At 71.2% G+C, this 12,470-nt stretch carries 11 protein-coding genes and 2 pseudogenes; 8 read left to right on the plus strand and 5 right to left on the minus strand.

What is annotated here, in order from left to right; translation table 11 throughout:
• Positions 1-273: 273 nt before the first annotated feature.
• Together NRF20_RS38660 and NRF20_RS38665 are read left to right on the plus strand one after the other, a co-directional pair.
• Positions 274-1,779 (plus strand): FUSC family protein, encoded by a 1,506-nt coding sequence (locus NRF20_RS38660; RefSeq protein WP_398633292.1) that lies wholly within the window; start codon positions 274-276, stop codon positions 1,777-1,779.
• A gap of 145 nt (positions 1,780-1,924) precedes the next feature.
• Positions 1,925-2,995 carry a lactonase family protein gene (locus NRF20_RS38665; protein WP_398633325.1) on the plus strand — a complete coding sequence of 357 codons (1,071 nt, stop codon included), beginning with the start codon at positions 1,925-1,927 and terminating at the stop codon, positions 2,993-2,995.
• A gap of 98 nt (positions 2,996-3,093) precedes the next feature.
• On the opposite strand, the gene NRF20_RS38670 is transcribed toward NRF20_RS38665, so the two are convergent.
• Positions 3,094-4,017, minus strand: a complete 924-nt coding sequence (locus NRF20_RS38670) for a sirohydrochlorin chelatase (RefSeq protein ID WP_266364016.1) — start codon at positions 4,015-4,017, stop codon at positions 3,094-3,096.
• A gap of 119 nt (positions 4,018-4,136) precedes the next feature.
• Positions 4,137-5,192: an N-acetylglucosamine kinase gene (locus NRF20_RS38675; protein ID WP_398633293.1), complete on the minus strand. Its 1,056-nt coding sequence runs from the start codon at positions 5,190-5,192 to the stop codon at positions 4,137-4,139.
• A 216-nt stretch (positions 5,193-5,408) separates the two neighbouring features.
• Between NRF20_RS38675 and NRF20_RS38680 the strand changes: the two genes are divergently transcribed.
• Positions 5,409-6,086 carry a uracil-DNA glycosylase gene (locus NRF20_RS38680; RefSeq protein ID WP_398633294.1) on the plus strand — a complete coding sequence of 226 codons (678 nt, stop codon included), beginning with the start codon at positions 5,409-5,411 and terminating at the stop codon, positions 6,084-6,086.
• Positions 6,087-6,226: 140 nt separating this feature from the next.
• Here the strand turns inward: NRF20_RS38680 and NRF20_RS38685 are convergent, their stop codons facing one another.
• Entirely contained in the window at positions 6,227-7,315 is a 1,089-nt protein-coding gene (locus tag NRF20_RS38685) for a WD40/YVTN/BNR-like repeat-containing protein (RefSeq protein WP_398633295.1), read from the minus strand.
• Between the two features lie 183 nt (positions 7,316-7,498).
• On the opposite strand from NRF20_RS38685, the gene NRF20_RS38690 reads away from it, so the two are divergent.
• Positions 7,499-8,215, plus strand: a complete 717-nt coding sequence (locus tag NRF20_RS38690; RefSeq protein ID WP_398633296.1) for a cupin domain-containing protein — start codon at positions 7,499-7,501, stop codon at positions 8,213-8,215.
• Here the strand turns inward: NRF20_RS38690 and NRF20_RS38695 are convergent.
• On the minus strand, positions 8,203-8,745 hold the full coding sequence (locus NRF20_RS38695; protein ID WP_413754079.1) for a GNAT family N-acetyltransferase: 543 nt from the start codon (positions 8,743-8,745) through the stop codon (positions 8,203-8,205). The two genes, NRF20_RS38690 and NRF20_RS38695, sit on opposite strands and share 13 nt — an antisense overlap.
• Before the next feature lie 211 nt (positions 8,746-8,956).
• Between NRF20_RS38695 and NRF20_RS38700 the strand changes: the two genes are divergently transcribed.
• The 4 genes and pseudogenes from NRF20_RS38700 to NRF20_RS38715 all read left to right on the plus strand — a co-directional run bounded on the left by NRF20_RS38700 (position 8,957) and on the right by NRF20_RS38715 (position 11,927).
• Positions 8,957-9,595 (plus strand): hypothetical protein, encoded by a 639-nt coding sequence (locus NRF20_RS38700; RefSeq protein WP_413754080.1) that lies wholly within the window; start codon positions 8,957-8,959, stop codon positions 9,593-9,595.
• 74 nt (positions 9,596-9,669) lie between these two features.
• Positions 9,670-10,239: pseudogene (locus NRF20_RS38705) on the plus strand (glycosyl hydrolase); the annotation flags it as partial.
• A 35-nt stretch (positions 10,240-10,274) separates the two neighbouring features.
• Complete coding sequence (locus tag NRF20_RS38710; RefSeq protein ID WP_398633299.1) at positions 10,275-10,655, plus strand: hypothetical protein; 381 nt, start codon at positions 10,275-10,277, stop codon at positions 10,653-10,655.
• A gap of 174 nt (positions 10,656-10,829) precedes the next feature.
• Positions 10,830-11,927 carry an NADH:flavin oxidoreductase/NADH oxidase gene (locus tag NRF20_RS38715; protein ID WP_413754081.1) on the plus strand — a complete coding sequence of 366 codons (1,098 nt, stop codon included), beginning with the start codon at positions 10,830-10,832 and terminating at the stop codon, positions 11,925-11,927.
• A 115-nt stretch (positions 11,928-12,042) separates the two neighbouring features.
• Here NRF20_RS38715 and NRF20_RS38720 read toward each other — a convergent pair.
• A pseudogene (locus NRF20_RS38720) lies at positions 12,043-12,398 on the minus strand (DinB family protein); the annotation flags it as partial.
• Positions 12,399-12,470 lie beyond the last annotated feature (72 nt).

Below are 12,470 nucleotides of genomic sequence, written 5' to 3' on the forward strand. Positions count from 1 at the left end.
CGCCCCTGTTGGGGCGGCATGGGACATTCGTCCACGCGACGGCACACAGGTGCCGGGGTGCCGCGGACGGCGTTCGGCCCCATTTCGGTCCGTTGGTCTACCCATGGTGTGCATCAGCGGCCAGTGGCTGGGCCAATGGCCCAATGATTTCGCTCTCATTTGAGCCACGGGCCGCAGAGATGTTGTGATGTACCCGTCGATGGCGCTGCGGATCCCCGCGGCGCCTTTTTCATGCCGGTGTGCAGGGCCGGCATGCAGAAGCGGGAGCATGCCGTGCTGAAGAGGATGTTCGTTTCCCCGGACCCGGGCCGACTGCGGCTGCGCAGCGGTCTGAGGGCCGTCCTCGGCATCGGACTGGCCGTCGTGGTGTGCGGTCTGGCCGGTCATTCGCTCGTCGCGGCCGTCACCGGCGGGCTTGCCGCGCTGCTGGCCCTGTTCACGGTGCTGGACGCCACGGTGCGCGATCAGGCGATCACCACCGCCCTGCTGCCTGCCGTCGGTTTTCCCGTGCTCGCCCTCGCCGCAGGGCTTCACGACCATCCGTTGGCACGGGACGCGGCCTTTCTCGCGGTCATGGGCCTGGGCGTCTACGCCCGACGATGGGGGCCGCGCGGCCACTCACTGGGCGTGTTCGCCTTCATGGCCTTCTTCACCACGCAGTTCCTCCACACCCTGCCCGGGCAGTTGCCCGAGCTGTACTCCGCGGTCGCCCTCTCGCTGCTCGCCTCGTCGACCGTCCGCTTCGGGCTGTGGTGCTACGAGCGTCGGCTGCCCGCCGCCGCCGTACCCACCCCGACGACCGGCAAGGGGCTGGCCCGCGCGACCACGCGCCAGGCGATTCAGGCGACCGTCGGCGGAGCGATCGCGCTCACGGCGGGGCTGCTCCTCTCCGAGCAGCGCTGGTACTGGGCCGTGGGCGCCACATGGTGGGTCTTCGTGAACACCGCCTCGCGCGGCGAGACGCTGGTACGTGGCTTCCGCAGGGTCCTGGGAACACTGATCGGCATCCCCATCGGCCTGGCCGTCGTCGTCCCGCTGCACGGCGCTGCCGTGCCCAGCGCGGTCGTCGTCGCGATCGGCGTCTTCGGAATCTTCTACACCGCTGCGGTCTCGTACACCTGGATGGTGTTCTCCGTGACGGTGATGGCGGGGTCGCTCTACGGACTCCTCGGCGTGCTGGACCCGGCCCTGCTCATGCTGCGACTCACCGAGACCGGTGCCGGAGCGCTCGGTGCGATGCTTGCGGTGCTCCTCGTGCTGCCGGTCACCACACACGCCACGACCGACGCGTGGATCCAGCGGGCCCTGCGCTGCGTGCATGCCTGCACCGCGGAAGCCGCGGCGCGGCTCTCCGGCTCGACGACCGCCGACCCGGCGCCCCGAATCGCCGAGCTGGAGGCGCTCCTCGGGCGGGTGCGGCTGTCTCTGGCCCCGCTGGTGCATCCACTGAGCCCACTGCGCGCCCGAAAGGCCCGCGCAGGACAGGTACTGGCTCTGCTGGACACGTGCGCACGCGAGGTGCGCGGACTGGCCTCCGTCGCCGCGGACCCGGAAGCATCCCACGACGCCCGCCTCGCTGCTGCCTGCTGGCGCGTCGAAGCCTCCGTGGAGGCGCTGACGGCCCCGGACCTGCCGCAGCGGGCCGGCGTGCCGAGCATCCCGCCGCACCAGACCGTCGCAGAGCCCGCGCTCGCCCACCTGCACGGTCTGGAGCGGGCGCTCGCCGAGCTCGCCGCCCCGCTGCACAGCGATCCGCGCTCCCCGTTGATCGGTGTGTGAAGCGCCCCCCGCAGAGCCGGCCAGGCAACCGAGGCCTGGTCCAGACCTCGATGGGCCGACTGCTACCGTCGCCCGGGAAGATCACGACGGTACGAGCGGTCGTGCTCAGTCGGCGGAGAGGGGCAGTGCGGTGACGAGCAGTGCGGTGGGCAGCGACAACGGCGCGGGACGGGTATTCATCGGGTCGTTCACCTCGGCGGGCGGGCGGGGAATCACCGCCGCCGCCATGGATCAGGAGACCGGGGCCCTGACCGTCCTCGGCTCGACAGACACTGTTCCCGATCCCTCGTATCTCGTCGTGGGCCACGGGCCGGGTCCGGGAGGCAGGGTGCTCTACACGGTCAGCGAGACCGAGCACGGTGCGGCCGCCGCACTCGACATCACCGGCGATGTGCCGCAGCCGGTCGGCGAGCTCCGGCCGGTGGAAGGCGATGGCCCGACCCATCTCGCGCTCGCGGGCGGTCACCTGCTCACCGCCAATTACGGCTCCGGCAGCGTCACCGCTCTGTCCGTGCGCAAGGACGGTTCCCTCGGTGCCGTCACCACCGTGCTCAGGCACGAGGGCAGCGGTCCGAACGCCGACCGTCAGCGGGGCCCGCACGCACACCAGGTGCTGCCGGACCCGTCGGGGAACTGGGTGCTCAGTGTGGACCTCGGAACCGACTCCATACGGATCTGCGCGCTCGACACGACCACCGGGGCGTTGCGGCTGCACGGCGAGACGGCCCTGCGGCCGGGCACGGGCCCGCGCCACCTGGCTTTCCACCCTGCGGGCAGCCACGCCTACGTCCTGAACGAACTCGAACCGACCGTCACCCTATGCAGGTGGGACGCCGCCGCGGGAGCCCTGGAACCGGTCGCTGAGACGTCCGTGCTGCCTGAGGAATCGGTGCGGGGCGGGGACACGGCGACCTACCCGTCCGAGGTGCTCGTCTCGCACGACGGACGGTTCCTCTGGACGGCCAACCGGGGGCACGACAGCATCTCCGTTCTCGCGCTCGACGGAACGGGCGGGAAGGCGACGCTGGTCACGACCGTGGGCTGCGGCGGGCACTGGCCGCGCGATCTCGCGCTCGACCCCACCGGCCGATGGCTGTACGCGGCCAATGAGCGGTCCGGGAACGTCAGCTGGTTCGCCGTCGACCCGGCGACCGGCATCCCGCACCGCACGGGCTCGCTGGAAGCCCCTGCCGCGTCCTGCGTGATCTTCGCCTGACATCACGCCATGCACAGCCGAATCGGCGGGCGGGCCGGAGAGATCGAGCCCGCCCGCCGATCGATGACAGACCGCTGCCGGGCGTACCCGGCAATGGGTCAGTGCGCCTGAGCACCCTGCGGCGTCGTCGGCGCGATACCGAGCGCCGTCGTGTACATCGACAGCACGAGCTTGCCGATCGCCGGATACGCGCCGAGTGGCTCGGCCGTCGCGCAGCCCGCCTCCTTCGCGGCGGCATCCAGCAGCCCTTCGGCCACCTCGGGGCCGACGAGGTACGGAGCCAGCGCGAGCTGCACCGAGCCGGAGCCCGTGAGCTGCTCCGCGATCGACGCGACGGAACCCTCCACATCGAGCGCGGCGGCCATCACCGGTACCGCGAGCCGGGCAGCCAGCAGCATGCCCGTGATCCCGGCGGCCTGCACGGCTTCCTCGCCACCCACCGTGGCCAGCACGATGCCGTCGGCGGCCGTGGCCACCGTGAAGAGCCTGGCACGGTCGGCGCGGGCCAGACCGGCCTCGGAGAGGCGTACGTGCAGCGCTTCGGCGAGCAGCGGGTGCGGGCCGAGCACATCGGTCAGCTCGACCTGCGTACCGCTGTCCATCACGGCCTGCCGTATGCGCCGGATCAGGGCGCTGTCCGGCCCCGCGAGCAGCGGCACCACGACGGCGGACGGACCCTCGGGCTCGGCGACCTCGCGGCCCGCGGCCTGCGCCTGCTCGAAGCGCGCGATGCGCTCGGCGGCGCTGTGGGTGAGTACGGACGAGAGCTTCGGGTACTCGGCATCGTCGCCGTCGAGGTAGCCGATCCGGGCATTGAGGCCGGGCAGCTCGGAACGGGCGATGCTGATCACCTCTTCGACCAGGCTGCGCGTGGCCGAAGAGGGGGTACCGGGAACGGCGAGAACGAGCGCGGCAGCGCCCTCAGGTGCGACCACGGGCTCCGGGCGGCGGTGCCGTCCGGACTGGCGAGGTCGCGGCATTCGTACAGGCAGGCCGGAAGCGGGCCCAGTGGGGGTGCTCATGGCGCCGCATGCTACTGGTTTTGGTTGCCCCTCTGTTCGGGGAGGGCCCGGCCGGGCGTCATCTGTCCGCTTTTATCCGATGAGAGGCTTACCGGTCGACTGTCCTGCTCTGTCGGCACCTATCGGGGCTCCTGCTCAGGCCCGTGGCCGGGTACGCAGAGCAGCGTCGGATGGCGGGGCAGTCGCAGATCCCCGGCGGCCAATGCCTGGGCGATGGACAGCGCACCGGTCAGCGGATCACCCGAACCGGGGACCGTGCGTGCCTGCGGGAGCTGCTTGGACAGCTCCTCCCGCAACGGTACGAGCAATGGATCGCCCATCCGGAACAAGCCGCCCGTCAGGGCCACTTCGCACGGTTCGTCGTCGGCTCCGGCCTTCGGACACACCGCTGCGGCCGCCTCCGCGATATGTCCGGCGGCCTCGCGCAGAATCCCCGCGGCGACCGGATCATGCCCGGCGCACGCGGCGACCTCGGGCGCGAACGAGGCCAGCACCGCAGGCCGGTCGGTGCGCGGATACAGCAGTCCCGGCAGCTCCGGTGCCGGCCCGAACACCGCCTCCAGCCGGGCCAGCAGTGCGGCAGACCCACCGCGCCGCCCGTCATGCGCCCGCATGGCCGCATCGAGCCCGGCCCGCCCGATCCAGGCGCCGCCGCCGCTGTCACCCAGCAGATGACCCCAGCCGTCGGCCCGGCGCCAGCTCGTCAGGTCCGTACCCAGCGCGATCAGGCCCGTGCCGCCCGCGACCACTGCCCCCGGGCGCTGACCGACCGCACCCGCGTAGGCGGTCACCGCGTCGGCGGCGAGAGCCAGCCGGCGCATCCCGAGCGCGCTCTCCAAGGCCGAAGGCAGCTCAGCGCGCAACTGTCCGCCGAGCGTCGCCATACCGGCGGCGCCGATCGCCACGGCGGCGATCCCGGTGCCCTCCCCGCTGCCGTGCCGCTCCAGCAGCCGGCGGGCAGCGGGCAGCAGTTGCTCCAGCAGATGACCCGCATCGATCCCGGCAGGTCCGGTGCGCACCGGCTCGGCGCACACAGTCGTGCCCACCGGGGCGGACATGCCGACGTTGCCCAGCGCCACCCGCAACCCGGAACCGCCCGAGTCCACGCCGAGCACGAACGGCCCCGACGTACCCGTCGCGCCGGCCGAAGCGTCCGTCTCCGTCTGCGCCGTCACGACAGCCTCCACCGGGCGCAACGAGCACCGCCGCTTTCCGGCGAACGCCTGCGTGACCTCATGGACCGGCTCCAGACAGAGAAGAGGTGAGAAGACGAATGACGGCGGCAGCCTATCCCGAGTCCCGGACGCGGGACTTCGGGGCGCAGGAGACCGGCGGCGGAAGCCGCCACAGCGGCGGGGAGCGGGTCCAGTACGCCGGTAGAGTGATGCTTCGTGGCACCACGACCGTTGAATGAAGTAGTCGAGCCCGGCTGGGCCGAGGCGCTGGCCCCTGTGGCCGGACGCGTCGCCGCGATGGGCGATTTCCTCCGTGCGGAGGTCGCAGCCGGCCGCACCTATCTGCCGGCCGGCGCGAACGTTCTGCGCGCGTTCCAGCGACCCTTTGACGAGGTACGTGTCCTGATCGTCGGTCAGGACCCCTACCCGACACCCGGGATGGCCATGGGGCTGAGCTTCTCCGTGGCCCCCGAAGTGCGTCAGCTGCCCGGCAGTCTGGAGAACATCTTCCGGGAGCTGCACACGGACCTTGGGCTTCCGCGACCGTCCAACGGCGACCTGACGCCCTGGACGCGCCAGGGCGTGCTGCTGTTGAACAGGGCGCTCACCACGGCGCCCCGCAAACCGGGCGCGCACCGCGGCAAGGGCTGGGAAGAAGTGACCGAGCAGGCCATCCGGGCCCTGGCCGCGCGTGGTAAGCCCCTGGTGTCAGTGCTGTGGGGGCGCGACGCCCGCAATCTGCGGCCGTTCCTCGACGGCTTCCCGGCGATCGAGTCCGCGCACCCCTCGCCCATGTCGGCGGACCGCGGCTTCTTCGGCTCGCGCCCGTTCAGCCGCACCAATGAACTCCTGCTCCGCCAGGGGGCCCAGCCGGTGGACTGGCAGCTGCCATGAGCCGAAGCCGCCGCCGGTCCGGGACCGGCGGCGCCGGCGTACACGCCGGTCGCCACGTCGTGCGGTTCTGCATCCTGACCGACCGCATCGACGGGGCAGTTGCTGCCGCGGCCATGCTCCACTGCTGACGACCACGCCGGTCAAGTGCCGATGACCGCCGCCCGGATGCACAGGACGTCCGGCAGGTGCGAGGCGAGCTGCTGCCAGCTGTCCCCGTCGTCCGCGCTCGCATACACCTCGCCGTTGCGATTGCCGAAGTAGACGCCCGCAGGGTCGACGTCGTCCGTACACAGTGCATCGCGCAGCACCGTGCCGTAATGCGTCTCCTCGGGCAGGCCCGCCGACAGCGGCTCCCAGGTGTTGCCCGCGTCGCCGGTGCGGAAGACCCGGCAGCGGTGCTCGGCCGGTACACGGTCGGCATCGGCGTTGATCGGGAAGAGGTACGCCGTGTCCGCGCGGTGCGGGTGCGCGGCTGCGGCGAATCCGAAATCGGAGGGCAGGCCCCGGCCGATGTCCGTCCAGTTGTCCCCGGAGTCGTCGCTCCGGAACACTCCCCAGTGGTTCTGGAGGTAGAGCCGGTCGGGATCGACCGCGTCCCGGGCCACCTTGTGGACGCACTGACCGAACTCCGGATCCGGGTCGGGGAGGAAGACCGCCGACACTCCCTTGTTCGACGGAGCCCAGCTCGCGCCGCCGTCCCTGGTGCGGAAGACCCCGGCCGTGGAGACCGCGACCGTCACGGCCCGGGCATCCCTGGGGTCCGTGAGGATCGTGTGCAGACCCTCACCGCCCCCGCCCGGCACCCACTTCGAACGCGTCGGATGCTCCCACAACGGGCGGACCAGCTCGAAGGACACCCCGCCGTCCTGAGACCGGAACAGCGCCGCCGGCTCCGTTCCCGCGTACACGACATCGGGCGCCTCGGGGCCCGCCGGGTGGAGCTGCCAGACCCGCTCCAGCGAAGCCTCGGTGAACTGAGGGAACTTCACGGCCGGTTGCTGTGGTTCGACCCAGGTGCTGCCCAGGTCGTCGGAGCGGAAGACCGAAGGGCCCCAGTGCGCGCTGTCCCCGCCGACCAGCAGCCGGGGGACCTGCCTGCGGGTGTCGATGGCGATCGAATAGATCGCCTGGGCATTGAAATGCGGGCCGTCGAACTCCCACGCGCCACCGCGCCTGCGGCCGATGAAGAGTCCCTTGCGGGTACCCACGGTGAGTAGTACGTCGGTCATGGCCGAACCTCCCGAAACGCCGTTGTGTCGGATACGGGCCAGTCTGCACCCCACCACTGACAGTGGCCCGCAGGGCAGCTCCGGTCCCCGGACCCTGTTGCTTCCGCGGTCGGCGACGGTACGGTGCAGCAGGTGTGGAAAGCGCTTGCCCCGGCGCTGACGCAGAGAGACCGAGGAGTAGCTGTGCCGACCTTCGAAGGGCTGCCCGGTGCCGTCGCCGTCTCCCACCTGCGGGTCTACGACTGGCCCACCGCGGACGGCCTGCGCGGCGGGACGCCCCATCTCCACCTCACCTGCTCCGAGGGGTATGTGGTGGTCGGGGGCACGGGCTCGGTGCAGACCCTCACCGCGTCCGGGTTCCGGCAGACGCCACTGGCCCCGGGCGCTCTGGTCTGGTTCACGCCGGGGACGATCCACCGCCTGGTCAACGAGGACGGGCTGCGCATCGTTGTCCTCATGGAGAACAGCGGGCTGCCCGAGGCCGGTGACGCCGTACTCACTCTGCCGCCCCGCCACCTCGCGGACCCCGACGCCTACCGGGCGGCGGTCGTCCTTCCCGTCGACGGCTCCGAAGAAGAACAGGAGCGGGCCGCCCGCGCCCGCCGTGATCTCGCCGTCGAGGGTTTTCTCGCGCTGCGCCGGGCCACCGAGGCGGGTGACCCCGAACCGCTCGCCGACTTCCACCGGGCCGCCGCCGCACTCGTACGCCCCAGGACCGAGGACTGGCGGGGGTGCTGGCAGAAAGGGGCCGCTGCCGCGTCCGAGGTGACCGGCGGACAGCTCGACGCTCTGGCGCGCGGTGACAGCGGATACCTCGCCGACGCCTGTGTGCACGCCGAACAGCCCTCCGCGTACGGAAAGTTCGGCATGTGCGGCCGTCTGGACGTCTACCGCGGCTGATCCGCCCCGGCGATGCCGGCGCCGGCGGAGCGCGTCAGGACCCGGGTCGTGCTGCCGTCGTCCTCCACCGTGTCCCGGACGTGCCGGAAGCCGATCCGGCCGAGCAGTGCCAGCGACGCCGCGTTCTCGGCGGCCACCGTCGCATGCACCTCGGTGAGCCCGAGGACATCGAACCCGTACGAAGTCAGTGTCTGCGCGATCTCGGTGCCGAACCCATGTCCCCATGCGGCCGGAGCCAGGGCGTAGACGATCTCGTGGCCGTCCACGTCCGAGGACGGGGAGGGCTTGATCTCCGCATGGCCGACCAGACGGCCGCCCTGTCGCACGGCCCATACGTCGAAGAGCTCCTGTGCGTACACCTTGCTGAAGATCCGCTCGAACAGGGCGCGGTCCTCGGACTCGGTACAGGGTCCGTCACCCATCCACCGGGACACCCGGGCGTCCTGGAAGAGCGCCACGAAGCCGTCCTCGTCCGCGAGTGTGTACGGCTCCAGGAGCAGCCGCCCGGTGTGCAGGGTGGGGGTCGTCATGGCGGGGGAAGGTACGCGGTTCCCGGCCTGCCCGCAACGGAATAAAAGCGCAGGTCGGACCGGGTGAGCGGGGTGCGGGCAGGAGAGGTCGGCGGCTGGGCTCGGCGGTGCTGCTGCGTACCACCAGCTTGGTGGCCGGAGCGACCGGGTGGTCGCGGGCCGGGCGCCCCGGCCGAGGTCGAGGACCAGGCGGGCGGCGGTCTCGGCCTCCATGCGCGCCAACCTCCAAGGCGCCCGCGTCATCAACTACCTCCGCCTACGCGGCCTGCTCGACGCCCAACCACCCAGCGACCCCTGCATCGCCCGCGCTCCACACCACGCCACCACCATCAGCCGCCCGGCCTTCTCCGCCGCGGTGCACACCTTCATCGACGTTTTCCCCGGCCATGGCAACACCCCCATCCGGGCCCGCAGCCCCAAGACCGTCGAGAACTACGTGGCCGCCATCCTGGACACCCTCGAAGCATGGATCGCCGACGGGCTCACCGATCCCCGCGAGATCACCAAGAAGTACATCGAGGATGCCTTGGACCCGCTCCGCGGCGACCAGGCCCGCCGCCTGCACACCGCGCTGCGCTCCCTCTTCAGGGCCCTCGAGCGCGAACGCCTCGTCTTCCGCGATCCCGCCCGCAGTATCTCCCTCACCAGCAACCGAACCGTGCCGACCGCCCTGCCCTCCGACCGCATCGCCGGCCTCCTCGACCGCCTCGACCGCCTCGACGACCCTCGCGACCGCCTCATGGTCGCCCTCTACCACGTGGATGCCCAGTACAGGGCATTGCTTGCGGCGCGTACGGGGGCTGCCCCGTTCACCAGCGTGGTCCAGCGAAGGCTTCCGTTGTTGCGGTAGTACAGGCGTCTGGAACCCGTGGCCAGGACGCGCAGTTCGCTGTGCTTGATGCCCTCTGACGCGGCATCGACCACCCGAAGGTGTCCCGCTCGCAGCTCGACGGCTTCGTGGAGGCCAACGGGTACGTCTCCATCGAGGCCGACCACTACTCCCGCTCCGTCGGCGGTGGCGGGATCAGCCGGCAGCGCATCCCCGGCATCGGCCGGACCGGCGCCGGCATGGAACCCTTCCCGGTCACCGCGGCCCGGCAGACCCCGGACGGCAACAGCCCGCGGCTGGAGTACCGGGTCTCCCTGTTCACGACCGGACCGGTCACCGTCCACGCCTACCTGTCGCCCCATAACAACGTCCTCGCCTCCGACGGGCTCACGTACGCCGTCTCCTTCGACGACGACGCACCGCAGAAGGTGAACGTCACGGCGGTGACGGGTTCCGACGACGGCACGATGAACATCCAGTGGGCCCGCAACACCTCGGACAACGTCAAAGTCACCAGTACGGTGCACCGGATCGGCCGTCCCGGAGTCCATGTGCTGAAATTCTGGATGGTCGACCCGACGGTGGTGCTGCAGAACCTGGTGGTCGACACCGGCGGCCTCAAGCCCAGCTACCTGGGCCCGCCGGAGAGCCTCCGGCTGCACTGAGCCGAAGGGCGCATCGGGCAAGGGGAGACAGAGCGATGGCGAGTGGGATCGAGGACCGCGACGGACACGTTGCGACCCTGGAGGTGACCCCCGTTGGGGCGGGAGTCCAGGTTCGGGGCGTGGCACCGTCGGGAGAGCTCACTGTGATCTGCACCCCCGCCCGCGCCCGGGAACTGGCGGCGGCTCTCGCCCTCGCGGCGGACGAGGCCGAGAGCGCGCAGTCGGCGGAGCCCGTCACCGTCAAGGCGCGCGAACTGCGTCGAGGGGATGTACGGGACGGCGACCGGGCCATGACGGTGGAGGGCGTCAGGATCGACGGCACCACCGCCCATGTCACCTGGAAGTCGGGCGCCGGACGCAGCTGGACCCAGGGTTACAGCGTGGACGCCGACATCACGCTGAGGCGTCGCGGATAGCCCGCGCAGGGCCGCTCAGCGGCGCGTGAGGCCCATTCCCGGCCGGAAACGGACCGGGAGTGGGCCTCGCGCATGTCCACGCGCTTATACGAGGTTCATCGTAATTTGACGAGTGTCGTAGTACGGGATGTATCGTACTAGCGATTCTTCCATGCCGTCGAAACGGAGTCCGACGTGAGTGCCCTCTTCGAGCCCTACACCCTGCGGTCGCTCGTCATTCCCAACCGGGTGTGGATGGCGCCCATGTGTCAGTACAGTGCCGAACCTGTGGGGCCGAACGCGGGTGTCGCGACCGACTGGCACTTCGCCCACCTCGCGGCGCGCGCCGTCGGCGGCACCGGACTCGTCCTCACCGAGGCGACGGCCGTCAGCCCCGAGGGCCGGATCAGCCCGGCAGACCTCGGTATCTGGAACGACACCCAGGTGGCCGCCTTCCGTCGGATCACGGACTTCATCAAGGGGCAGGGATCGGTTCCCGGCATCCAGCTCGCCCATGCCGGTCGCAAGGCGTCGACGGCTGCCCCCTGGCTGGGCGGCGGTCCCGTCGGGCCGGATGTGCACGGCTGGACGCCAGTTGCCCCCAGCCCGCTGCCGTTCGACGACGGTCACCCCGTGCCGCACGAGCTGACCGTGGAGGAGGTCCAGGGCGTCGTCGGCCGGTTTCGCGAGGCCGCCCGCCGCGCGCTCGACGCGGGCTTCCAGGTTGCCGAGGTGCACGGAGCCCACGGATATCTCCTCGGACAGTTCCTCTCCCCGCACAGCAACCGGCGTGACGACGAGTACGGCGGCAGCTTCGAGAACCGCATCCGCTTCGCACTGCAGGTCGTCGACGCGGTGCGGGAGGTCTGGCCGGAGGAACTGCCCGTTTTCTTCCGGATCTCCGCGACGGACTGGCTCACGGAGAACGACGAGGACGAGCGCGAGGGCTGGACCGTCGACGAGACCGTACGACTGGCCAAGGAGCTCCAGATCCACGGCGTCGACCTGCTGGACGTCTCCAGCGGCGGGAACGCCCCGCGCGCCCGCATCGAGACCGGGCCGGGCTACCAGGTTCCCTTCGCCGAGCGGGTCAAGGCGGAGACCGCGCTCCCCGTGGCGGCCGTGGGCCTGATCACCGAGCCGCAGCAGGCCGAGAAGATCATCACAGCGGGCCGGGCGGACGCGGTTCTCCTCGGGCGCGAGCTGCTGCGGAGCCCGTCGTGGGCCCAGCACGCAGCCCGTGAGCTGGGCGGCGAACTCCGCACGCCGGAGCAGTACCTCCGCGCGGTCTGACAGCTGGTCGGCCGCAGCCGGGCACTGCACCCGGGCGCTGCACCTGGGCCTCCGTCGTACAACCGGTGGGGGCCCAGATGCGTCCGCCCGCGGTGCCGGTCCCGGCCGAGCGCCGTCATCGCTGTCGGGCGCGGAAGAGGTCGCACAGCAGGGCGATCTCGGCTCCGTGGTGCAGCAGTTCCTGATTGACCCACCAGACCGTTTCGATGAACGGGTCCTCCGGATGGCTGCCATCCGGGTACGTGCTGTGCCCCACGGTGTCCGGCGCCGAGGCGTCGACGCCAATCAGCCCTCGCGCCAGGCCGTGGCACCGGAATCGAAGTCTGCGACCGCCCCGGCGGCGTCCGCGATGACGCGGAAGTCGTCACGGGTCAGCGAGTGGCTGCCGTTCGTGTGGTCGGCACGCAGGGCCGGCAGCTCACTGAGGTGACTCAACCGCCACGCGAGGGTGGTGAACGGCGGCGGCGGGGGGATATCGGCCGACAACTCGGCCGCCCACTGCCTGTGTTCACCGCTCATTCACCAGGTATGCCGTTCGCAGCA

The sequence above is a fragment of the Streptomyces sp. R-74717 genome, from assembly GCF_047305335.1.
Lineage (GTDB): Bacteria > Actinomycetota > Actinomycetes > Streptomycetales > Streptomycetaceae > Streptomyces > Streptomyces atratus.

Coding starts and splice junctions, on each gene's coding strand:
- NRF20_RS38670 (WP_266364016.1), bottom strand. CDS start 4,017: ATGAGCACCCCCACTGGGCCCGCTTCCGGCCTGCCTGTACGAATGCCG.
- NRF20_RS38685 (WP_398633295.1), bottom strand. CDS start 7,315: ATGACCGACGTACTACTCACCGTGGGTACCCGCAAGGGACTCTTCATC.
- NRF20_RS38695 (WP_413754079.1), bottom strand. CDS start 8,745: ATGACGACCCCCACCCTGCACACCGGGCGGCTGCTCCTGGAGCCGTAC.
- NRF20_RS38700 (WP_413754080.1), top strand. CDS start 8,957: ATGCGCGCCAACCTCCAAGGCGCCCGCGTCATCAACTACCTCCGCCTA.
- NRF20_RS38710 (WP_398633299.1), top strand. CDS start 10,275: ATGGCGAGTGGGATCGAGGACCGCGACGGACACGTTGCGACCCTGGAG.